We start from the raw sequence: 23,885 nt of genomic DNA on the forward strand, positions 1-23,885 counted from the left end.
TGTACCTTGTTAGTAATTTACCACCTAAATTACTACATATATCAATAGATTGTGAATGCCTTATGAAGATCTTGTGGTAATTATTGGTAACCCAAGGCAAGGGAGGCCAGTCTTTACTTTTCCTCTTAAAGAATAATATATCTATAAAGAGTGAGTGTTTTTTGAACAGAAAAAGAGTATTTTTGTATCTAAATGTGAATTTTTCTTGTTTATAAGGAGGGTGGATGCACTCCTTAAAGCGCTTACTTTTCAGTCACTTATTCTTCTAATTTGTTGTTTTGTTGAGCATATTGCATATGCTCTAAGCTTTTTAATTTTACGTTGATAGGCTTGAGTACCAGCCAGACTATGCTAAATATAAAGAGTGAACCTGATAAATTTTTCTGGTGATTTTGCTAAAAAATTTGAGGGTCATTTTGCTACAAGCCTAGCCACACTGATTTTGAGAGGATGCTGTAATGAGTATTTTTGATCATGTCCAATCTCGCTATGACGCTCAAAAAGACGAAGAAATGTCTCTCGATGAGTATCTAACTTTATGTAAACAAGATAAGTCTGCTTATGCGTCCCCAGCAGAGCGCTTACTTATGGCCATTGGTGATCCAGAGGTTATAGATACTTCTAAAGACACACGGATGAGTCGTATTTTTTCGAATAAATTAATCAAACGTTATCCATCGTTTGAGCACTTTTATGGCATGGAAGAGGCGATTGAAAGAATTGTAGCTTTTTTGACCCATGCCTCCCAAGGTTTGGAGGAGTCGAAACAAGTTCTGTATCTCCTAGGTCCTGTTGGTGGGGGAAAATCGTCCTTGGCGGAAAAACTCAAAGAGCTGATGCAATCCGTACCTTTTTATGCGATTAAAGGCTCTCCTGTATTTGAGTCCCCTTTATCCTTGTTTGATATTGCCGAAGATGGCGACATCTTAGAAGAAGAATATGGCATTCCAAAACGTTATTTAAAAACGTCCATGTCTCCTTGGGCCACCAAACGTCTGAAGGAATTCAATGGGAATATTGAAGAATTCCGTGTGGTGAAAGTTTATCCGTCAGCCCTCAATCAAGTGGCGATTTCGAAAACAGAACCAGGCGATGAAAATAACCAGGATATTTCTGCCCTAGTTGGTAAGGTGGATATTCGTAAGCTTGAATTCTTTGAACAGAATGATGCCGATGCCTACAGTTATTCTGGCGGTTTGTGTCGGGGTAACCGAGGCATCATGGAATTTGTGGAAATGTTCAAAGCCCCAATCAAAGTATTACATCCGTTGTTAACCGCAACTCAGGAAGGTAACTACAATGGAACAGAGGGGCTTGGCGGCATTCCATTTGATGGACTGATTCTTGCCCACTCAAACGAGTCCGAGTGGCAAACATTCAAAAACAACAAAACCAATGAAGCCTTTATCGACCGTGTTTATACCGTTAAAGTGCCATATTGTACTCGTGTGACAGAAGAAATTTCTATTTATCAGAAGCTTTTAGAGAACAGTTCATTGAATCACGCGCCTTGTGCGCCAGATACACTAAAAATGCTCGCCCAGTTTTCTGTCTTATCTCGCTTGAAAGAGCCAGAAAACTCCAGTTTGTTCTCAAAAATGCGTATTTATGATGGGGAATCGCTAAAAGATGTAGATCCAAAAGCGAAGTCGCTTCAAGAGTATAAAGATGCCGCAGGTGTGAATGAGGGCATGGACGGTTTGTCAACGCGTTTTGCTTTTAAGATCTTATCGCGCGTGTTTAACTTTGATCCAACAGAAGTCGCAGCTAACCCAGTGCATCTTATGTATGTACTTGAACAACAAATTGAGCAGGAACAGTTTGATCAGGATCGTCATGATCGATACCTACGAATTTTAAAAGAGTATTTAGCGCCTCGCTATGTGGAATTTATCGGAAAAGAAATTCAGACAGCATATTTAGAGTCGTACTCTGAATATGGACAGAATATCTTTGATCGTTATGTGACCTATGCGGATTTTTGGATTCAAGATCAGGAATATCGTGATCCTGAAACCGGTGATATTTTGGATCGCTCTTCTATCAATGATGAGTTGGAAAAAATCGAAAAACCAGCTGGGATCAGTAACCCTAAAGATTTCCGTAATGAGGTAGTGAATTTCGTTCTGCGTGCGAAAGCCAATAATAATGGCAAAAATCCTAGTTGGTTAAGCTATGAAAAACTTCGAGTAGTGATTGAGCGAAAAATGTTCTCTAACACGGAAGACCTGCTTCCTGTTATCTCTTTCAGTGCGAAATCGTCCAGTGAAGATAAGAAGAAGCATAATGAATTTGTAAAACGCATGGTGGAGCGTGGCTATACCGAAAAACAAGTTCGCTTGCTGTCTGAATGGTATTTACGAGTACGTAAGTCCCAGTAGCGTATGGAGTAAGCGTCTATGAGTAAGACTAGGTTGTTTTGTCTGATCAGTAAAAGGAGGTGGGTATGTCATACATAATTGACCGCCGCCTAAACGGTAAACATAAGAGCAGCGTGAATCGCCAGCGATTTTTACGTCGTTATCGTGAACATATTCGAAAAGCCGTTGAAGAAGCGGTCAATGAAAGGAGCATCAAAGACTTAGATCGTGGTGAACGAATTACCATTCCTCAAAAAGATATCCATGAGCCCAGTTTCGGCCATGGACAGGGTGGAACAGGTTCCATTGTCCACCCTGGTAATAAGGAGTTTATAACCGGCGATCGCATACCTAAACCAAAAGGTGGTTCGGGTGGTGGTTCTGGCAATGGGGATGCGAGTGACTCAGGAGAAGGGGAAGACGATTTTGTGTTTCAAATTTCTCAAGAAGAGTTTCTCGATTATGTTTTTGAAGATCTTGCGTTACCTAATTTACTCAAAAAAGAGCTGAAAGAAATTAAGGAGTTTAGCTTACGCCATGCTGGTGTGGTAAGCGATGGTACGCCCTCTAAATTAAATATTGTGCGTTCTATGCGTAATGCCTATGCGCGCCGCATGGTGATGAGTGGTGGGCCGCGACGTCAGCTTAAGGAGGTTGAAGCGGAAATCGCGCGTTTATTAGCTCAAGATTCGGTGCTTAGGGATGATCATCGTCTTGCTGAATTGGAGGAACAGAAGGCGTTATTAGAGCAAAAGATTAGCAGTACACCCTTTTTGGATACATACGATCTACGTTATAACCACCATGTGAAAGAGCCCAAACCCAGTTCTCAGGCGGTTATGTTTTGCGTGATGGATGTATCGGGTTCTATGACACAGGAGACTAAAAATATCGCGAAGCGGTTTTTTATTTTGCTGTATTTATTTTTACGTCGTAATTATGAAAAGATCGACGTCATTTTTATTCGTCACCATACCAGTGCTAAAGAAGTGTCAGAGGAAGAGTTCTTTTATTCGCGTGAGACAGGAGGAACCATTGTTTCCAGTGCCTTAAAATTAATGAATAAAATTATTGAGGAACGTTACCCGTCTGATTCTTGGAATATTTACGCGGCACAAGCTTCTGATGGCGATAACTGGGATGATGACTCAATGATTTGTCGGAAGATTCTTGAAGAAGACATTGTCGATAAGGTTCAATACTTTACCTACATCGAGATCACTCCTCGCGATCACCAAAGTTTGTGGTATTCCTACGAGCAGGTTCAAGCAGCCCATCCAAGGTATTTTTCGATGCGGCATATCACGGATGTTGGCGATATTTACCCTGTTTTCCGGGACTTGTTCCAAAGGAGGCAAAATGAGTCAAGTGGCCAGTAAAAAAAAGCGTCAGTTTTTGTCCGAAGGGCCTGAATGGTCGTTCGAGTTGATTCAAAAATACGATGAAGAGATTGGTAAAATTGCCAGAGAATATGGACTAGATACTTACCCGAATCAAATTGAGATCATCAGCTCTGAACAGATGATGGATGCCTATGCCTCTGTTGGCATGCCGTTAGGTTATCATCACTGGTCCTACGGAAAGCAATTTCTAGAAGTAGAGCAAAACTACAAGCGTGGCCGCATGGGCTTGGCTTATGAGATTGTGATCAACTCTTCACCATGTATTGCTTATTTGATGGAAGAGAACAATATGATGATGCAGGCATTGGTTATTGCCCATGCTTGTTATGGTCATAACTCGTTCTTTAAAGGCAATTACTTATTCAAAACGTGGACGGATGCGACGGCGATTATTGACTATTTGGTCTTCGCGAAGAAATACGTACAAGAGTGTGAAGAGAAATATGGCGTGGAAGAAGTCGAATTAACACTGGATTCCTGTCACGCTTTGATGAACTTTGGGGTGGATCGTTATAAGCGTCCTGTGCCACTTTCTGCTCAAGAAGAACAATTTCGCCAAGATGAGCGCGAGCAAATTCTTCAGCAACAGGTAAATGACTTATGGCGGACCATTCCAGTTACCGAAAAGGATGAAGAAGCGGCCAAGAAAGAGCGTGTTTTTCCCTCGGAGCCGCAGGAGAATTTACTCTATTTTTTAGAGAAACATGCGCCATTATTGCGTCCTTGGCAGCGAGAGCTGATTCGTATTGTGCGTAAAATGGCACAGTACTTTTACCCACAACGTCAAACTCAAGTGATGAACGAAGGGTGGGCATCATTTTGGCACTACACTTTAATGAACACCTTGTACGATAAGGGCAAAGTGAACGATGGGTTTATTTTAGAATTTTTGCAATCCCACACGAATGTGGTGTATCAGCCAAGCTTTGACTCGCCTTATTATTCGGGGATTAATCCCTATGCTTTGGGTTTTGCTATGTATTCTGACATCAAACGCATGTGTGAGAACCCAACCCAAGAAGACAGAGAATGGTTTCCGGATATTGTTGGTAAGCCTTGGTTGGAAGTGCTGGATTTCGCTATGCGTAATTTCAAAGATGAAAGCTTTATTCTGCAATATTTATCGCCTAAGTTGATGCGTGATTTCCGGTTTTTCGGCATGGAAAACGATGTGCTAGATCCTTTTGTTGAAATTAAAGAGATCCACAATGATGAAGGCTTTCAAAAACTCAGGGAGCGCTTGTCGCAGCAATACAATCTTAGTTATCGTGAACCCAATATTCAGGTGCAGAAGGTGAACATTAACGGTGATCGTAGTTTAGTGTTGCGTCATGTCATGGATGGTGACCGACCTCTCAATGATGATACTGTTGAGGTGATTAAGCACTTTAGGCGTTTATGGGGGTTTGATGTGCGCTTGGAGTCTTGGGGGAAAAATGGTCTGGTACAAACCTACACTTGTGCTCCTGATGAGTGATTATAGAAGCACAAGGGTGAAGGCGACTACCTAGAACCATTGCAATTAATACAGATCAATAGCACTGTTAAATGCGATGACTACTCGGTCTTTCTCTCCAAAATAGGGTAGGGCCGAGTGTTTTAAATAAGACGGAAAAACCACTACTTGGCCTTCTGTTGGTAAGAAATCCCATACCCCTTGATTCGATAAGTAGGCCGTACCTGGGTCAGAATAGTGTTCGGCATTGACTCTTGGATCATAAAAACGGTTGACTCCTCCCTTGCCTTTTGTGGCCGCATCCCCCGGCTCTAAATAATAAATTCCGCACCAAGAGCAGTTTGGATGGGAGTGTGTGTCATGATAACCACCCGTTTGTGTTACATGATACCAAGACTCAATAATATGGGCTTCTGCTTGAGTGTGTTCGGGCCAATAAGCTTGGTTTAAGCTACTGGCCACTTCTAATATTAGCTCTTCTAAGGTGCGTTTGACCTCCATGATGGTGGCTTCTTGTAGGTCTAAGAAGTCTAACGTACTTTCGTGCATAGCATGTTTTGCTGATGGTGCGATCAGGCTTTCGATAGCTGTGGACTGGGCGGCTTTTTGTTGATAGACGATATCAAGAAGCGCGTCCTTTAGATATTCATGGTCAGGCAGTTGGGCACTAAATATAGGTGTTGTCCAAACGCTTAATTCTTCAATACTGGTGGTGTTATTCATCAAGATATAACCTAGCGCAAAATGGAAGGTAGAGAGGTTCGCCGAGATAGTACCAGCCTGACAAGAGAAAAAAAGGCTTATCAACAAAAGGTCGTGTTTTTTTCTATGGATGTCAGGCGGCTGGGCTAGATGATGAACTATAAATTATTGGCTAATTTAAGGCGTTCAATCACGCTGACTTCTTTATCTATCTCAGAGACTCGATTTGTCATCTCGGTAATGGCTTGAATGCTCTGTGTTACGTCTTTACTAGTATTGCTAGACGCATTTCCTAGTGTGACGATTTGTTCCGTTAGGGTTTGTGCACTCTGGCTCATACGAGCCATAAACTCTTCCATAACTTCTACCGTTTGGCCTATGGTTGTGGTTGATTCTGTTACCGAGGCAATGGTATCACCTGTTTGATCTAAGCTTTTTTGAGTATTCTGTGATAATTGTCGCACTTCGTCTGCGACTACGGCAAAGCCCCGGCCAGCTTCGCCAGCTCGTGCTGCTTCAATCGCAGCGTTAAGCGCAAGTAAGTTAGTTTGCTCTGCAATACCCGAGATGACTTTGAGGATGGCTAGCACTTGGTCTGAGCTTTCTTTTAATCGTTGCACATCCTGTGTTAATACGCTTAACTTTTCTTCTTGGGTATCGACGTCTTCTTTCAGGTTTTGGAAAGCGCCGCTAACATCATTGATGATTACTTCGGTGTGCTGTGCATAATCTGTAATGGTGTGAAAGCTTGAAAGAATATTATCTAGTAAGGGGCGATATTCCGACAAGCACTCAATAAGATGGGTTTGTAACCGATTAATTTGCATTAAGCTATTGAGTCGAGATAAGACAAAAAACTGCTTATAGTTGCTGTAGTATATTGGGAAGTTATCTACCAACGGATCTGAGAAAGCACCGCCTTCAGGAACATGGAAAAAGAATAAAGCTGTTAGGGTTTGGTTCATATGTACGCCTAACAGCTCACCAAAGGTTGAAAAGCCAGCCGCCTTAATTGTTTGAAAGGCCGTTAGCTCTTTTAACTGATTGGCGTTGTTCAAACGGCGCAGAATACAGTCATTCGCAAGCATGGCAATGGGGGCTGGTTTACCCTGTAGGAACGCATCTAAGGCTTGTTTTGTGCTATTGGCAAAGTTTTTTGCTTCTACCAAAATGAGTTCATCACCGAAATCTAAATCACAGAAAAAATGCAGAATCTTGTTGTCTGTATCAATACTGGCAATGGATCGGATGAATAGCTCGTTGCCAATTTCGACTGCAAAAGAGTGGCTAACCAGTTTTTGCTCTAACTCTTTTGGAGCACAATTGAAATGTTCACAAAGGTGATCGATCACATTCACGATTTTACCCGCTTCTTTTGATATAACACTGGTGACGGTACGTTGTTGTGGGTCAGACTCTGCGATATAAAAAGCTTTGTTTGTTTTATGAAAGTTATGAGTTTTCAGGATGCCATAGCGGATGTTTTTGGCCAGTTTAGCAAAAATGACTACGCTGGCGTTGTGAGCGACTTTGGCGCCGTCGTAAACCGACGCCTGTTTAAAGTCTAACTTACCGCCCGCTGACCCACCAATAAAGTGACAAGGGAAACGTTCACTGTTGTAGAGCGCTTGCATAAAGAAGTTTTCGCTTGCGGATAAGCCATCAAAAAAGGTAATGGCAACGGTATCTTGATAATTGACCGGTATTTTCAAAGAAACTTGGTTAATTTCTTTTTGGATCATGTCGATCCTTTCTTGCTTAGAGTGTGTGATTTTTCCTTGTTTCAAGTCTTCACAATGCAACGGAATAGTTTTGATTTCGGTTGATGCCAGAATGCTTTCACTGAAACTCTGTAAAACAATGCTATCCCAAGCACCTTCAGTAGTTTGATAAAAATGCTTGTTCTGACTGTTTAGTTCGCCAGAGGTCATGACGGCGACGACCTTGCTACAAAAAGGCGTATAAGTTTGAATGGACTGGACGATTTTTTCAAAGTCCAAATTTGACGATACAAAGGCCAAAATAAGTTGAGTATTTTCCTTTCTAAAAGATAAAGCTGACAAGGATTCAATGGATAGGTTTGATGCCTGTAACTGTAGAATTTTTACGCCAGATTCCTTTTCTTGCAACGTATTAGCGGTGGAGAGTTTTTTTTTAAACCAAGCCATAGATAAAGTGACCTCTATTGTTGTCTGTCTTGTGGATGAGCCTAACTTATCTCTTTCATCATTAAAGTGTAGTTTAGTAGAGTGATATTGACGGCACTTTATGCGAATAACATGATTCAGGTTAAAACATTGATGGGTTTCTTTCTAAGCATGAAAGAGGAACGCGATGGCAATAGGCATTTTATCAGACGTGATATTTTGAAAGGTTAATTTGGCATTTTCTGCTGACAAACATCCAGTACTAATGTGCGTAACCAACGATGAGCGAGATCTTTATCTAGCCGAGGGTGCCACATTTGCGATATGGTGATGGTGTCCGTTTTTACAGGGAGTTCAAAGGTATGAAAAGGGCTTATTTCATGGTCATTCAGCTTTTTGTGATTGTTTAAAAATGAGTCGGGCACTAGTCCAACTAGGTCAGAAGTCTGTATGACCGTAAGGACAGCGGGAAAGCTTGGAACAATAGCTGCTATATGTCGTTCTAGTCCTAATGCCGTCAGTGCGTTGTCCACGGGGCCTTTTGTTAGCCCACGACGTGAAGCAATGACATGGCTGTAAGATACATATTGTTCAGGTGTTATGCTGTCTGTTTTGTGGAGTGGGTGGTTTTTTCTGACCACACCACTAAATCTGTCTCTAAACAGGGCTTGTAAGCGTATTTCTGGCCCCATTGTGTTGTCTAGTGCTCCTATTTCAAGATCCGCTTGCCCCTCTCTAAGATATTTGACGTTTTTCTCTGATTTGGAGGCAAAGCGTAAGCGAACGAGTGGTGCGGATACGGCGACTGTCGAGATAAGTGATGCGGCAAACGCTTCAATAAAGCCATCATTCGCTCGAATGGTAAAGGTTCGCTTTAATGTCGATAAATTGAGAGGGGACGAAAGGGGATTGAGTATATTACGAGCTTCGAAGACCGCATCGCGAGTACGATTTCGTATCTCTTGCGCATAAGGGGTTAATACCATATGACGTCCGGCTCTTACTAGTAATGGGTCTTTCGTGGCAACTCGAAGCCTGTTCAGGGTTCGGCTCATTGCTGAAGGGCTTAGTTTAAGCCGTCTTGCGGCACCTGCAACACTCTCTTCCGTCAGTAGGGCATCAAGTGCAACTAATAGATTTAGGTCTGGTTCAGCCATACAGTGTAATTACCTAGTTGATAATTTGATTGGTAATAGATGAGGCGTCAGGTGCAGTTTATAAGTATCATTGATGCGTCTTCCGCCATGTTAACAGCAAGCCTATACTTTGCGAGTTCTCTATGTCAAAGAGTCTTTATTACATAAGAGGTATCTTTATTACATGATATTATTTTCCGATGAGCCAGGTGACGATGGATTGGTAGGATCCGAACGTCGTTTAGCAATGGTGGCCACGATGACAGCAACGACCATGGCCGTCTTTGATGGCTCCATGGTGAACATTGCGTTGCCGAAAATCGCTCAAACACTGGGAGTGTCAGCGAGTCACGCAGTATGGGTTTCTAATGGTTATTTGTTAACGGCTGCCATGACGTTGGCGATATTTTCAGCACTGGCGACACGCATTGGTTTTCGTCTGCAGTTCACCATTGGCTTGGTGGTTTTTACCTTGGCGTCTTTAGGTTGTGCTTTGTCATCGTCGCTCGAAATGCTTATTTTAATGCGTTTATTGCAAGGCATTGGTGGTGCCGCTACGTTGAGCATTTCACCAGCGATTTTACGTTCCGTTTTTCCTAATCGATTATTGGGGCGAATATTAGGCTTGAATGCTTTGTTGATAGGCTCTATTACGGCGGTGGCCCCCATTTTTGGTGGAACCTTGTTGTCGACTTTGGGATGGCAATGGTTATTTGCCATCAACATTCCATTGGGTATCATGGCGGTTCTGTTTACGTTGCGGGCGGTTCCCCGTATTGACAGTATCCGTCGTGAACCGTTTGATGTGCTTGGTGGGTTGTTATCCGCTGTGATGTTAGGGTCGTTGATTATGACGGCGAATACCTTCTCTCAACTCAGTCACGGTGCTATTTATTCTGAAACGCTGATTATCGCGACAACCTATGGTGTGGCAGCGATTGTGGCTGGGTGGCTATTTATTAAACGTCAGCGTGTTGCTCCCAAGCCGTTGCTTCCTCTGGAAATCTTTTTGTCTATGAGATTTTCGCTTGCGGCCTTAACGTCTTTAGCGTCTTTTATTAGTCAAGGGATCGTGTTTATTGCATTGCCATTTTTATTCCAAACCGTTTATGGATACAGTGTGTTTGACTCGGCACTGCTTTTTACACCTTGGCCTATAGGCATTATTTTAGCCGCATCAAATGCTGGCAAACTGTCAGATCGTTATTCCGCTGCCGTCATCTCTGTTATAGGCTCCTGTTTATTTGCTTTGGGAGTCATACTGCTCGCATTACTGCCTGATCAGCCTTCTGTATGGGATATTTGTCTGCGCAGTTTGTTGTGTGGTATTGGTTTTGGTTGTTTTCAGAGTCCTAATAATCGCGAAATGCTGTCGAACGTTTCCCGAGAGAAAAGTGGCTATGCCTCCGGTGTGTTGGCGATTGTGCGAACGTTTGGGCAGTGTTTGGGAGCCGCTCTGGTTGGCGTGGTTTTATCCTTTTATGGACAATCAGGAAGTAATACTTTATTAGAAGACCAAGGTATCCAGGTAAGTCTCTGGGTTGCTGCTGTCGCAGCTGTATTGGCTATCTTCATTAGTGTCAGTCGTCAGCAGCGAGGGCAGGCATAAGAAGAGAGTGGGGTGGGTCTGACTTTTTGCTATGGCATTATTTTAGTGGACTGGCAGATCCAGTTCTGTGGCCACGGGTTTGAAGCCACAAAACATCATCACGAGATTGCGAAACCCAGTGTCTATGTCGGGTCCTTCTAACCCTTTGATACGTTTGTCCATCAACGCCAGATAGTTTTGCAAGTAGGGAAGAGTGATGTGGTTATGACGGCTTAGAGCGCTTTCATAAAAGGGGATTCGCTTGTCCCAAATTTTTTGGGACTGACAGGCTTGTCTTAGACCGGACGATTGCATGGCTTTAAAAAGCGAACTAAGTGTTTGTATTTCACGATTGAACAGCCAGAGAATAATGCTGGATTCTACCCCTTCTCCTACTAACTGGTTTAAGCAATGCATGGCTTCTTTGGTTTTGCCCATCAGTAATCGATCACTTAAATCGTAAATGGAATAGCGACTGCTGTCTGCTACCGATTCAGCGACTTTTTCTGCATCAATTTTACTGCCTGCGCCATGTAGCAGTGCCAGCTTTTCCAGTTCTTGTGAAAGAGCGAGTAAGTTACCTTCGCCGCGTTCACAAATCATGCTGGCCGCATCTCGACTTAGTGAGAGGTCAAGAGCTTGGGCCCGTTGTTGAACCCAAGCCGGTAAGCGATTAGCATCGATTGGCCAGATTTGAACAAAGACACCTTTGCTCTCAAGCTGAGAAAACCATTTCGCTTTTTGTGAGCGAGCATCTATTTTAGGTAAGGTCAGTAAGATAACATTATCATCACTTAATGACTGGGATAATTGTGCCAGTGCCTTAGTATGCTTTTCCCCCATTTTGTCGATTTGAATATCAAACAATCGCTGATTAGAGAAAAGCGACAGACTTTGGTTTTCATTAATCACATCTTGCCAATCAAATTGAGCATCTGCTACATAGCGTAAACGTTCGTTAATGCCATTGTTGAGTACCGCTTTGCGCACACTGTCAGCGGCTTCTTGGCACAATAACACCTCGTCCCCAGAGATAATATAAATGGGGGCGAGGTTTTTGTTGAGCTGTTGTGGCAGTTGATCTGCTCTAACTTTCATAGCAATCTTATTATCAATGCGCTATAAGGCCGCTATTTAACGGGTGCATAAGCAAGGTCAGAAACCAGCTGATTGGCAAGATCATTTGCCATCGTTTGCATTTCTGTTTGGTTATACGCCGATTTTGTGCTTTCTTCCGCATTTTGGTTCGACAGAATTTGGGTCGTACTAAAGTTGCGAGGACCATAGATGGATTTACCATCTTTTTGGCGAATAAAGTAAACACCACTTAGTTCACGTTGTATTTGAGTCACGTCGTTTGAACTATTACGTGCAAGTACTGTATCGGATTTTTTAAGATGGTTCACTTTTAACTCAAGTACATCATCACCCGCATTTTTTGCGTCCACAACTTTGACGCCCGCGCGTGTTAACGCAATGCGTAATGCGGTATCAAAGTCTGGAGAACCAGAGTCAGAAGTTAATACCAGTCGTTTTAAGCTTTCAGGAATGGCGACTTGTCCGCGCAAATGGAAACCACAAGCGACGACACTAAACGACAAGACAATGAGTAACAAAAAGCGGGTTGTTTTATTCAATGGTATTATCATATCCATGATCTCTAAAGCGATAAAAGGAAATTAGGGAGGCCGCTAAACCATCCCTAATTTGGCACGTTAGTTCGCGACGATATTGACCAAACGACCTGGCACGACGATCACTTTACGGACGGTTTTTCCTTCAAGGAATTTCGTCACGTTCGGATGAGCAAGTGCCGCGTCTTCGATAGTCTTGTTGTCGGCATTGGCTGAAACAATGACTTCTGCACGTTTTTTGCCTAACACTTGAACCACGATGGTTAATTCGTCTTTCACGAGTGCCGCTTCATCAAGGACGGGCCAAGGGGTATTAACAACATTATCTGTATGGCCAAGCTCAATCCACAATTGATGGGCAATATGCGGCACGATAGGCGACAGAAGAAGTATCGCCGCTTCTAATGCTTCATGTTCAACGGCCAAACCAAGAGGAGATTGATCTTCAAATTTGCTGATTTCATTACACAACTCCATTACCGCCGCAATAGCGGTATTGAAGGTTTGGCGACGCTCAATGTCATCGGTCACTTTTTGAATGGTTTCATGAGTTTTACGACGTAATGATTTTTGCTCACCGTTTAATTCATCTATCAGCAACTTGCTAGGCGTGCCCGCTTCTGTATGACGATATGCTAAAGACCAAAGGCGACGAAGAAAGCGAGAAGCGCCATCGACACCAGCATCATTCCACTCAAGGGATTGCTCTGGTGGTGCAGTAAACATGACGAATAAGCGAACTGTATCCGCGCCATAGCGTTCAATCATTTCCTGAGGGTCAACTGTGTTGCCCTTGGATTTGGACATTTTCGTGCCGTCTTTGTTTACCATTCCTTGCGTTAATAGGCGTTTGAATGGCTCGTCGGAGTTCACAAGACCTGCATCCCGCAATAGTTTGTGGAAAAAGCGTGAGTACAAAAGATGAAGAATAGCGTGCTCCACTCCGCCCACGTACTGGTCAACGGGCAGCCAGTAGTTTGCTTCTTCGGTCAACATGGCATCGGTGGCATCTGGGCAGCAGTAACGGGCAAAGTACCAAGAAGATTCCATAAAAGTATCGAAGGTATCGGTTTCACGCTCCGCTGCTTCTCCATTATAAGTAATCGCAGAGAAGCTAGGGTTGTTTTTGATGGGGGAGTTGACGCCATCCATAATAACGTCCGTTGGTAATTCAACGGGCAGTTGATCTTTTGGAACGGGTACGACAGAACCATCTTTTAAATTGATCGTTGGGATTGGAGCCCCCCAATAGCGTTGACGGCTGACGCCCCAATCTCTCAGGCGGTAATTGACTTTTATTTCGCCGACTCCGCGTTCGACCATCCACGCAGAAATCGTGTCGAAGGCCTCTTTAAAGGATAAGCCATCAAAGGCACCAGAGTTGCAGAGTATGCCCTTTTCGGTAAAGGCCTCTTTTTCCAAGTCGATGCTTTCATCACCTGCAGGTTTCACCACTTGTTTGATGGGAAGTGAGTATTTTTTAGCGAACTCAAAATCGCGTTGATCGTGAGCAGGAACAGACATAACCGCGCCCGAGCCATAATCCATCAACACAAAGTTGGCAGCGTAAATAGGCACAGCATCCCCTGTAATGGGGTGAATGGCTTTGAAGCCCGTATCAATGCCTTTTTTCTCAACCGTGGCCATATCGGCCTCTGTGGTCGACATCTTCTTGCTTTCTTCGATAAACTCAGCAAGCTTGGCATTGTTTTGAGCGGCCTCTAAAGACAGAGGGTGTTGTGTGGCAACCGCCACATAAGTGACTCCCATAATCGTGTCTGGACGCGTGGTATAGACCGATAGAGGCTCGTCTTTGCCTGCAACCGAGAAGTTGAACTCTAAACCTTCAGAGCGGCCAATCCAGTTACGTTGCATGGCTTTCACTTTTTCGGGCCAGCCATCAAGTTTATCAAGGTCGTTAAGCAATTCTTCCGCGTAAGCGGTGATACGGATGAACCATTGAGGGATTTCTTTTTTCTCCACGGTCGTGCCACAGCGCCAGCAGCCGCCGTCTTCTACTTGTTCGTTCGCTAACACGGTTTGGTCATTAGGGCACCAGTTAACCGCAGAGGTTTTTTTGTAGGCTAAGCCTTTTTCGACTAATTGAGTAAAGAACCACTGTTCCCATTTGTAGTATTCGGGTGTGCAAGTGGCTATTTCACGATCCCAGTCATAAGCAAAGCCCAATTCTTTTAGTTGGCCTTTCATGTAGGCAATGTTTTCTTGGGTCCATTTTGCGGGGGCCGTTTTATTTTTGATGGCGGCATTCTCTGCTGGTAAGCCAAAGGCATCCCAACCCATGGGTTGCATCACGTTTTTGCCTTGCATACGCTGGTAACGAGAAATCACATCACCAATGGTATAGTTACGCACATGCCCCATGTGTAAACGGCCACTTGGGTAAGGGAACATAGAGAGGCAGTAGAATTTTTCTTTGCTGGCGTCTGCTACGGCTTTAAATACTTTGTTTTCATCCCAAAATAACTGAGCTGCTTGTTCAATCTGCTGAGGATTGTATTGTTCTTGCATGATGTTTAATGATCCCATAATAGGCGTTAGGTTGGATTGAACTACACAAAAGCATCACAAGTGAGGAAACATAGCTGAATCGACAGGAAACTTGTGTAGAGCCCAACAGAAACTAAGAATATTCGCTATTTTATAGAGATGAGGCTCTAATGAGAAGGCACATAGAAGAGGAGTTATGAAATCAATGAAAAAAGATCCGATAAATGAGCAAAACAACACCGATCTTGTCGAAGAGGCGCGCCAAATTTTGAAAGGGGCGAAGGATTGGTTTCTAGACGACGTATCTTTAATGAAAGCCTACTGGCACGATAAAATGGGATACACCGAAGCTTGGATTGACGCCAATTGGCATTTGGTTCTAGAAGAAGGGGAAGAACTGACCAAAGAGTTAGATGCAAAAGAAGATGCTGCATTATTATGGCTGATTAACCATGCCAATAATAATCCCGTCCCTTTAGAAAAGTGTCATGTGGCTGGCCAAGAAGCTAAAGCGGGTGTTTATCACTGTATGGCATGTGGGCACGATAACATTAAAGCAGAAGACGGCACTCTGGAACCCTGTGAAGTGTGCCATTACGGTTTGATGTCGACTCACCAAGAAAAAGACGACTAGAGCAGGGGGCAGGCATAATGAAAAAGCCACGCGATGTTAAATAACGTGGCTCTTTTCGTATGGCTATTTATTGCTTATCCGACGGCTTAGAGCTTCGATTTATAGCGTAGGATAATACCAAGCAGAGGATCATTAATAGTACAACGGGCCATTCCCCCCATTTGACATAGGGTGTTGATCCGCTAAAAGTTTTTACTGTTGTCGTCATGGTGGTACGCTTAAATTGCGGCGCTTCGTCGGTGATTTTTCCGTTTTCATTTACCACCACGGTGAGCCCTGTGTTCGTCGCACGAACTAAATAGCGTCCTGTTTCTTTTGCTCTAAACTGGGCTATCTGCAAATGTTGCCATGGGCCGATAGACGCGCCAAACCAGCCATCATTACTGATGTTAATCAAAAAGTCACTTTTGGCGGCTAGATCACGTACTTGATCTGTATAGACGATCTCATAACAAATAAAGGGGGCTGCTTTCCATTTACCCACTTGTATCAGGCCTTGATGGGCTCCGCCTGGCGAAAAAGTTGACATAGGCATGCCAAAAATATCAAGCACCGGACCGATAATGGATGAGAACGGAATGTATTCGCCAAAGGGAACGAGATGGCGTTTGTAGTAAAGACCTTTTCCGTCCCCCATTGCCCACATGGCGTTATAATAGGTGTTCTTTTCTTTATTGAAAGCCGGCACGCCTGTGACTAAGGTAGTATGTGTTTCGATCAGTAATTCATTTAATTGCTTTAAGTGTGGTCGGATCTGTTGGTAGAGGTAAGTGATCGCGGTTTCTGGCCAAACCACTAAAGCGCTGTCTAAATGTTGCACGGTTGCCGACTCATAATAATCTAAGGATGAGCGGGCAGTTGTTGCTTGCCATTTCTCACTCTGTTTGACATTGCCTTGTACCAGTGTGGCTTTGAATTGTCCTGTTTGCTTCACCCATTGTTCAGGGAAATACTGTAGATAAGCGGCACCAAGCCATGCCAAGAGTGCAATGGCGATCATAATGGCATGGTTGTGACGGCTTAGGATGCAGCTGGTAATAATACTGGACGTTAATACGACAATGGCGCTGGTTAGCCAAATGCCACCAATGGGGAGTAATTCGTAGAGCCAAGATGTCTGGATCGAGTAACCTGGCAGTAACCAGGGAAAGCCCGTAAAAAATGTGCTTCGTGCATACTCGAACGCTAATAAGCTGATGGCAAAAATAAGTCCGGGCGGGATACGGGTAAATATTTTAACCAATCGCCAAGTCACCCAAGAGGATAGAGTCCAAAACAGAGTAAGGATAAGCACAAAACCAAAGGTGATAAGTGCGGAAATAATATTGCCTACTTGTCCATAGGTATCGATGCTAACAAATACCCAAGAGACACCGCAGCCAAAAAAGCCTAAACCGACAGCCGTTCCTCGCCACGCGGCGCTTTTGGCACTATCACTGGTTAGGACTAGCCAACAGAAAACCACAATGGTGATAAAATAGCTGGGCCAAAAATTAAACGGTGAAAAGCTTGTAACACCCAGTGCGCCAGCTAAGAAGCCTAAGCACAATGCGATGGGAGAAGGTAATTTGATAAAAAAAGGGCGTTTCCACCCCGCCTGCTTGCTTGTGGCCGATTTGGGGTGGGAGTGAGGCATACTACTCTATCGCTTCTGTATTCAATCGTGAAACTTTAATGGTTTTAACGCGTCGTCCATCGGATTTTAAGACGTAAAAGTTCATACCTCCAAAGATGATTTCTTCACCGCGCACAGGCACATGACCAAATTGTTGTACCAAAATGCCGCCAATGGTGTCGAATTCTTCTTCGCTAAAGCTGGCTTTAAAGTATTCATTAAAATCTTCAACCGGACATAACGCAGGCACTAAGAAGACATTGTCTTCACCTGTTGTTTGAATGTCTTCATTTTCTTCTCGGTCGGTTTCATCTTCAATTTCACCAACGATTTGCTCAAGAACATCTTCGATGGTAACCAAGCCCGATACACTACCGTATTCATCCAAAACCAATGCCATGTGGTAGCGTTTAGTTCGGAAGTCATTGAGTAGCACATTGAGACGCTTACTTTCTGGAATAAAGTTAGCGGGACGAAGGCAGGACAAAATATCGTCCATAACAATGTCTTCGTCTTTAAAAAGGAGTGGTAACAGGTCTTTTGCTAGCAGCACACCTAATATTTCATCTGGCTCTTCACCAACCACAGGGAAGCGTGAATGCGAGGAGTCAATGACTTTGCGAATTGAGGTTTTTGGATCATCTTCTGATTTGATCACCACCATTTGAGAGGGGGGGATCATAATATCTCTAGCCTGTACCTCAGACACTTCCAGTGCACCTTCAACAATCGTAAAGGCATCACGATCAATAATGTCTGATTTAACCGCCGCCTCTAGCAGTTTGATGATGTCTTCTCTACTGCGGGGCTCGTCGTTAAATGCTTGTGTTAAACGCTCAAACCAAGATTTTTGTTGATCGTTGGTGTTACTCGATCGGTCTTCGCTCATGGGGTTATGAACTCACTCTTTTATCAAATAGGGATCTGGAATATTAAGAGAAGCCAATAACTGAGTTTCTAAGGCTTCCATTTCTTCTGCTTCATCGTCATTTATATGATCATAGCCACGTAAATGCAATATGCCGTGTATGGTCATATGGGCCCAATGATGCAATAAGGGTTTTTCTTGTTCAATGGCTTCACGCTCAACAACCTGTGCGCAGATGACTAAATCGCCTAATAAGGGGATATCAAGTTCCATAGGCGCATCAAAAGGAAAAGACAAGACGTTGGTCGGTTTGTCTTTTCCTCGGTATTCACTATTAAGTGCTTGGCTTTCTTCTTCATCAACTAGGCGGATGGTGACTTCGTATTCATCGCCAGATAAAGGTAAGGCGGTGGTTACCCATTGCTTAAAATCATCGCTGCTGGGTAATTTCTCTGTTGCTTCGCAGGCAATTTGTAAATCTAATTCCAAATGAGCCATTAGCTTTTGTTACTCTCGTTAGTGGCTGAGTGGGAGGAGCTAGCCTCGTTCTTAGGTGTGGAGGTACTGGCAGACGCTGCTTGCTCAGCTTGTGCCTGTAAGCGGGCTTCAGTTCGTGCTTTTTTTGCCTCTTCCTCTTCTGTATCAAAACGCTCATAGGCTTCAACAATTCGTTGAACCAGTGGATGACGAACCACATCGGACGCTGCAAAGTGCGTTAAACTAATGCCATTGACGCCACGAAGCACATGCATAGCATGAGCCAAACCAGACGATGTACCACGAGGTAAGTCTACCTGGGATGTATCCCCCGTGATGACGGCAGTGGAGCCAAAGCCAATGCGCGTCAGGAACATTTTCATCTGTTCGCGAGTGGTGTTTTGGCTTTCATCCAAAATGATAAAAGCATTATTTAGAGTACGACCGCGCATAAAGGCCAGCGGGGCGATCTCGATAACGTTTTTCTCTATCAGTTTATCGACTAATTCAAAGCCCAGCATTTCATAAAGCGCATCGTATAAAGGGCGAAGATAAGGATCGATCTTTTGTGATAAGTCGCCAGGTAAAAAGCCTAACTTTTCACCCGCTTCAACCGCTGGTCGAACCAACATAATGCGCTCGACACGATCCGCTTCTAGCGCTTCGACAGCGCAAGCAACCGCTAAATAGGTTTTTCCCGTTCCGGCAGGGCCAATACCAAAGTTGATATCGTTTTTACGCACCTCTTTTACATAGCCTTGTTGGTTTTTACCTTTTGGCTTGATAAAAGCTTTGCGTGTTTTGATGACCAACTGATCACCGTTATCTTTTGCGTGTTTGCTCAAAGACTCAATGGCCGACTCTTGTAAATACAAATGAATGGTTTCGGCAGAAAGAACCCCTTGTGCCCGGGCTTCACGGTACAAGTTTTCCAGTAGGATTTTTGTGGCGGCAACATTGTCAGAGCTTTCGCCCGAAATATCAAACAGATCACCACGGTAGCGAATGGTGACATCAAGGCGCTTTTCAATCAGTTTGATGTTTTCGTCTAGTTGCCCACATAGAACAGCCAAAGCATTAGCTTCGGCTGGTGCAAGGCGCATTTGTTGAGTTGTCTGTGTCGTTTCCAAGAGTTACCTTACTTAGTGAAGGACAAAATCGGTGTCAAGTTCAGAGCTGATCAACTCACCTAGTAGGGAGTTTGAATAAGCATCTGTGATCACCACGTCTGCAAATTTACCGATCAATTGAGGATCGGAAGCACGGAAGTTAACAATGCGATTGTTTTCAGTTCGGCCTTGAAGCTGTCCAGGATCACGGGGTGAATAACCACTGATCAAAATGCGCTGAACCTCACCAACCATCGCTAAACTGATGTCAAACGCTTGTTGACTGATACGACGTTGTAATATGGCTAAACGCTCTTTTTTCAATGTTTCTGGGGTATCGTCTTCTAGGCTTGCCGCTGGTGTACCTGGGCGCTGGCTATAAACAAAACTGAAAGAATGATCAAAGCCGATTTCCTGAATTAAATTCATGGTATCGACAAAATCCTCGTCGGTTTCGCCAGGGAAGCCAATGATAAAGTCTGAAGACAAGCTGATACCAGGACGTGCGTCCTTAATGCGATTGATCTTATCAATATAATATTGGCGATCATGACCGCGTTTCATAGCGCTGAGAATATTGTCGGCCCCGCTTTGTACCGGTAAATGAAGATGGCTTACCAACTTGGGTTCGGTTCGGAAGGCTTCGATTAAACTATCGGTAAATTCTACCGGATGAGAAGTGGTAAAACGAATGCGTTCAATGCCATCGATGCGTGCTACCGCGTGAATAATATCGGCAAGATCTGCTTCATCACCTTCTGCGGTTTCGCCACGATAAGCGTTGACGTTTTGCCCTAATAGATGGATTTCACGTACACCTTGCTCTGCAAGCTGTACCACTTCTTTCAAAATACTGTCGAATGGACGGCTGACTTCTTCCCCACGGGTATAAGGCACCACGCAGAAAGTACAGTATTTACTGCAACCTTCCATAACGGACACAAAGGCTTCTGCCCCTTCTACACGCGGTGCAGGCAAGTGATCGAATTTTTCAATTTCGGGAAAGGTTACATCCGTAATCGGGATGTGTTTACCCGCAGAATTCACCATTTCTGGTAATTTATGCAGTGTCTGGGGCCCGAAAATCATATCAACATGTTTGGCTCGCTTACGAATAGCATCGCCTTCCTGGCTCGCAACGCATCCGCCCACACCAATGACCAAGTTGGGATTTTTCTGCTTGAGCTTCTTCCAGCGGCCAAGTTGGTGATACACCTTGTCTTGCGCCTTCTCGCGGATAGAACAGGTGTTCAAAAGGAGCACGTCAGCTTCTTCCGCATTGTCTGTGAGTTCCATCTCATGGCTTTCGCCGAGTAAATCTGCCATACGAGAGGAATCGTATTCGTTCATTTGGCAGCCGTGAGTTTGGATAAAGAGTTTTTTTGCCATGTCACTTATAAACCTAAAAAATTATTCGTCTATCGACTTTGGCGCTATTATATTTGGCTTTGCCTCCGAATCACAGGGGTGTTGAACATTCGAACCCATTAAACTGAAAATAGTCCTTATTTCCTACGATCATCTTGGTTTATTATTTGGGTTTAAATGTGTGTTAATGTGCTGCCATTCGTTTGGTTTAATTGGCATGACAGACAAGCGGTTGCCCTTTTTGGTAAGTAACATGTCACTAAGCGCTGGATCTTGTTTTAAAGTACTAAGGGGTAAAACACTTGGCCATTTTTCGACAAGTTCAATATCCACCATGAACCAGCGAGGATGATCTGGGGAGGATTTAGGATCATAATAATGGCTGGTTGGATCCCAACTTGTGTGATCCGGGTAGGCTTCGCGTACCACTTTCGCCACGCCAGCAATGCCGGCTGGTTTACAGCTTGAGTGGTAAAAAAAGATGAGGTCACCCATTTGCATGTTTTGCATGAAGTTACGTGCTTGATAATTTCGAACGCCATCCCAGGGAGAGGGGCCTTGTTGTGTTAAATCATCAATGGAAAAAGCATCGGGTTCAGACTTCATGAGCCAGTAATTAGACATATTATTCTCCGTTTGCATAATGATACATACTCTTAGTATATGATTTATAAAATTGTATCTACAATTAAAGAAAATTTACCCAATGCCCTCAATGAGTTGCTTATCTCTCGACGCCTTGGGTTGTGATGCTCTTCATATGGATGAGGATATATGAGTCAATTCGCCTGTAAAGATTTTTCCGCGCTGGAAAAAGAGCTCAAGGATGACCTTCTCGAGTGCTATCAGGAAGCACAGCAAGAAATCGAAGAGATCATCAATAGCATTGAAGATGATGGCTTTTCCTTTGATAAGTTAGACAATTTGTTTCGTTCTTTACATAGCATGAAGGGCAATTGCTCAGTGTGCTTTTTAGATCCACTTGTGGGGGCATTGCATCGCCTTGAAGAAATCGTTGACGGTATGCGAGGCGGTTATATTCAGTACCACTATCATCTTGGTGAATTAATTAATGTTGTGGTTGAGCAAATCGGCAATTTGCTGATGCAGCTCTATAAATTCCATGGCGCAGAAACGGCCACGTTAAATGTATTGCAAAATGGTTTGGATACGCTTTATGCCTGTGAAGACGATGAACAGCGTCCTGCCTTGGCAAAGACCTTATTGGATGATATTTCAACGGAGAAGAAAGAGTTTGAGGCAGCTGAGACTCCGGCTCGAACAGCCGATCTTTTAGTCAAGGTGGAATATACCAAGGAGCAAGAGTTTGATATAGAGCAGTTTAAGGCATTCAGTTCTAAGTTAAATCGTTTGTTAGGTTATTCCCCTGAACGTAGTGAGCGTATATTAAAGCTTTGCCAGTTGATTAATATTGAATGCAAACAACAGGAAGATCCCGCCCAATTAAGCGCGGCAGCTTATATGCATAATATGGGGATGGCGGTGATCTTAAATTGCAAAGATGATGAAGAGGCGCGCAAACAAGCTGAATGGAATCATCCTATGGTGGGAGCTCAATTATTGAGTAAACACGAAGGTTGGGACGAGGCGGTTTCCATGGTGATGGCCCACAAAGAACGCTTTGACGGCTCAGGGTTTCCTGAGCAACTTGTCGGCTCGATGATTCCACAAGGAGCATTTATTTTAGCTGTGGCCGTCATGTTTATTGATATCGTTTGGGGTAAATCGGGCGAAGAATACAGAAAGAGTTCCATGCGTGCCATCCAAAAAGTGAATTTTGAAAGTGGCAAAGGTTTTCCTCCTCATATTGTTGACTCTTTTAATGCTGCCATTCGCAAGGTTCTGGTGGCGCGGAAAAAATAATTGTTACGACGCTTTTTTTAATCCCATGAAAAATTGCTACCATAGTCTTATCTATTATGGATTATTAAGACTATGGCTGCCCAACTTCCACTTGTTTTTCACCCCCATTACAGCATCCCCTTTCCAGCAGGGCACCGCTTTCCTATGCATAAATTTCGGCTCTTGGCACAAACGTTAAGAACGCAAGGTATTCTTACGGAAGAGAATGAACATCAACCCTCACCATTATCCTTAACGACCTTAATGCAGGCCCACGACAAAGGGTATGTGCAGCGCTTTATTCGTGGCGAACTCACCAAGCAAGAAGAAAAAGACATCGGTTTACCTTGGTCTGAATGGCTGGTCGAGCGAACCTTGCGCGCTGTATCGGGCACCATTCTAACCAGTGAACTTGCGTTGCAGCATGGCTTGGCTTGCCATCTTGCTGGCGGCACCCATCATGCTCACCCGTCCCATGGTGCTGGTTTTTGTATTTTTAATGATTTAGCGGTCGCCGCGTTAGCGTTAGTGAATTCGGGCAAAGCGAAGAAAGTATTGATTTTAGATTGCGATGTTCATCAAGGGGATGGCTCCATCGCCTTCTTTAAAGATCGTACTGATATTGTACCGGTTTCTTGGCACTGCGAAGAAAACTACCCAACCACCAAGCAAACGGGCGGCGTTAATATAGTCATTCCTAAAGGGGCTGACGATGATTTGTATTTGTCCATTTTAAGGGAAACCTTACCAAAGGTGCTTGCCGAGCATCAGCCCGATTTTATCTTCTACGATGCGGGTGTCGACGTGCATAAAGATGATCGGTTAGGGCATATCAATATGACGGACGAGGGTATTCTAGAGCGGGATAAATACGTTATCCAAACGTGTATTAAACAAAACTTGCCCGTCGCTTGTGTTATTGGCGGCGGTTACGACCGACAAGAAGAGAAGGTGGCATGGCGACATAGTCTAGTGCATCAGGCAGCTCATTGGGTTTGGGAGAGATGTTTATAGAGT

19 protein-coding genes are annotated in these 23,885 nt (G+C 43.9%); 7 read left to right on the plus strand and 12 right to left on the minus strand.

The window, feature by feature from the left end; genetic code table 11:
* Positions 1–458 precede the first annotated feature (458 nt).
* From AC0VYI_RS08820 to AC0VYI_RS08830, 3 genes are all read left to right on the plus strand, one after another.
* Complete coding sequence (locus AC0VYI_RS08820; protein ID WP_199475930.1) at positions 459–2,381, plus strand: PrkA family serine protein kinase; 1,923 nt, start codon at positions 459–461, stop codon at positions 2,379–2,381.
* A gap of 65 nt (positions 2,382–2,446) precedes the next feature.
* Complete coding sequence (locus AC0VYI_RS08825; protein ID WP_475448768.1) at positions 2,447–3,739, plus strand: YeaH/YhbH family protein; 1,293 nt, start codon at positions 2,447–2,449, stop codon at positions 3,737–3,739.
* Positions 3,720–5,240, plus strand: coding sequence for a SpoVR family protein (locus tag AC0VYI_RS08830; RefSeq protein ID WP_475448770.1), 1,521 nt, complete (start codon positions 3,720–3,722; stop codon positions 5,238–5,240). Before AC0VYI_RS08825 ends, AC0VYI_RS08830 begins: the two co-directional genes overlap by 20 nt.
* Before the next feature lie 45 nt (positions 5,241–5,285).
* On the opposite strand, the gene AC0VYI_RS08835 is transcribed toward AC0VYI_RS08830, so the two are convergent.
* From AC0VYI_RS08835 to AC0VYI_RS08845, 3 genes are all read right to left on the minus strand, one after another.
* On the minus strand, positions 5,286–5,942 hold the full coding sequence (locus AC0VYI_RS08835; RefSeq protein WP_475448771.1) for a TIGR02466 family protein: 657 nt from the start codon (positions 5,940–5,942) through the stop codon (positions 5,286–5,288).
* Positions 5,943–6,079: 137 nt separating this feature from the next.
* A complete protein-coding gene (locus AC0VYI_RS08840; protein ID WP_475448773.1) occupies positions 6,080–8,089 on the minus strand; it encodes a methyl-accepting chemotaxis protein in 2,010 nt (669 codons plus the stop codon).
* A gap of 206 nt (positions 8,090–8,295) precedes the next feature.
* A complete protein-coding gene (locus AC0VYI_RS08845; protein WP_475448775.1) occupies positions 8,296–9,225 on the minus strand; it encodes a LysR family transcriptional regulator in 930 nt (309 codons plus the stop codon).
* 163 nt (positions 9,226–9,388) lie between these two features.
* On the opposite strand from AC0VYI_RS08845, the gene AC0VYI_RS08850 reads away from it, so the two are divergent.
* On the plus strand, positions 9,389–10,813 hold the full coding sequence (locus AC0VYI_RS08850; RefSeq protein ID WP_475448777.1) for an MFS transporter: 1,425 nt from the start codon (positions 9,389–9,391) through the stop codon (positions 10,811–10,813).
* Positions 10,814–10,855: 42 nt separating this feature from the next.
* Here AC0VYI_RS08850 and holA read toward each other — a convergent pair whose 3' ends face one another.
* From holA to leuS, 3 genes are all read right to left on the minus strand, one after another.
* Positions 10,856–11,890 (minus strand): DNA polymerase III subunit delta, encoded by a 1,035-nt coding sequence (gene holA, locus AC0VYI_RS08855; protein ID WP_475448779.1) that lies wholly within the window; start codon positions 11,888–11,890, stop codon positions 10,856–10,858.
* Positions 11,891–11,922: 32 nt separating this feature from the next.
* Complete coding sequence (locus AC0VYI_RS08860) at positions 11,923–12,441, minus strand: LPS-assembly lipoprotein LptE (protein ID WP_199475938.1); 519 nt, start codon at positions 12,439–12,441, stop codon at positions 11,923–11,925.
* Positions 12,442–12,507: 66 nt separating this feature from the next.
* Positions 12,508–14,955, minus strand: coding sequence for a leucine--tRNA ligase (leuS, locus tag AC0VYI_RS08865; RefSeq protein WP_475448781.1), 2,448 nt, complete (start codon positions 14,953–14,955; stop codon positions 12,508–12,510).
* 175 nt (positions 14,956–15,130) lie between these two features.
* Here leuS and AC0VYI_RS08870 point away from each other — a divergent pair, with 175 nt between their 5' ends.
* Positions 15,131–15,568, plus strand: coding sequence for a hypothetical protein (locus AC0VYI_RS08870; RefSeq protein ID WP_199475940.1), 438 nt, complete (start codon positions 15,131–15,133; stop codon positions 15,566–15,568).
* Positions 15,569–15,635: 67 nt separating this feature from the next.
* Here AC0VYI_RS08870 and lnt read toward each other — a convergent pair whose 3' ends face one another.
* The 6 genes from lnt to AC0VYI_RS08900 form a co-directional block, all read right to left on the minus strand.
* Positions 15,636–17,204, minus strand: a complete 1,569-nt coding sequence (gene lnt, locus AC0VYI_RS08875) for an apolipoprotein N-acyltransferase (protein WP_475448783.1) — start codon at positions 17,202–17,204, stop codon at positions 15,636–15,638.
* Between the two features lies 1 nt (position 17,205).
* Positions 17,206–18,072: an HlyC/CorC family transporter gene (locus AC0VYI_RS08880; RefSeq protein WP_199475942.1), complete on the minus strand. Its 867-nt coding sequence runs from the start codon at positions 18,070–18,072 to the stop codon at positions 17,206–17,208.
* Between the two features lie 12 nt (positions 18,073–18,084).
* A complete protein-coding gene (gene ybeY, locus AC0VYI_RS08885) occupies positions 18,085–18,549 on the minus strand; it encodes an rRNA maturation RNase YbeY (protein ID WP_475448786.1) in 465 nt (154 codons plus the stop codon).
* Complete coding sequence (locus AC0VYI_RS08890) at positions 18,549–19,658, minus strand: PhoH family protein (protein WP_233407701.1); 1,110 nt, start codon at positions 19,656–19,658, stop codon at positions 18,549–18,551. Before AC0VYI_RS08890 ends, ybeY begins: the two co-directional genes overlap by 1 nt.
* 12 nt (positions 19,659–19,670) lie before the next feature.
* Positions 19,671–21,026 (minus strand): tRNA (N6-isopentenyl adenosine(37)-C2)-methylthiotransferase MiaB, encoded by a 1,356-nt coding sequence (gene miaB / locus AC0VYI_RS08895; protein WP_475448787.1) that lies wholly within the window; start codon positions 21,024–21,026, stop codon positions 19,671–19,673.
* Positions 21,027–21,155: 129 nt separating this feature from the next.
* Complete coding sequence (locus AC0VYI_RS08900; RefSeq protein WP_475448789.1) at positions 21,156–21,629, minus strand: EVE domain-containing protein; 474 nt, start codon at positions 21,627–21,629, stop codon at positions 21,156–21,158.
* Between the two features lie 150 nt (positions 21,630–21,779).
* Here AC0VYI_RS08900 and AC0VYI_RS08905 point away from each other — a divergent pair, with 150 nt between their 5' ends.
* Complete coding sequence (locus tag AC0VYI_RS08905) at positions 21,780–22,889, plus strand: HD-GYP domain-containing protein (RefSeq protein ID WP_199475946.1); 1,110 nt, start codon at positions 21,780–21,782, stop codon at positions 22,887–22,889.
* A gap of 72 nt (positions 22,890–22,961) precedes the next feature.
* Positions 22,962–23,882 carry a histone deacetylase family protein gene (locus AC0VYI_RS08910; protein ID WP_475448791.1) on the plus strand — a complete coding sequence of 307 codons (921 nt, stop codon included), beginning with the start codon at positions 22,962–22,964 and terminating at the stop codon, positions 23,880–23,882.
* Positions 23,883–23,885 lie beyond the last annotated feature (3 nt).

Source organism: Marinomonas sp. 63XJN7_9_ISO-PGPR-S23-217, from assembly GCF_056173515.1.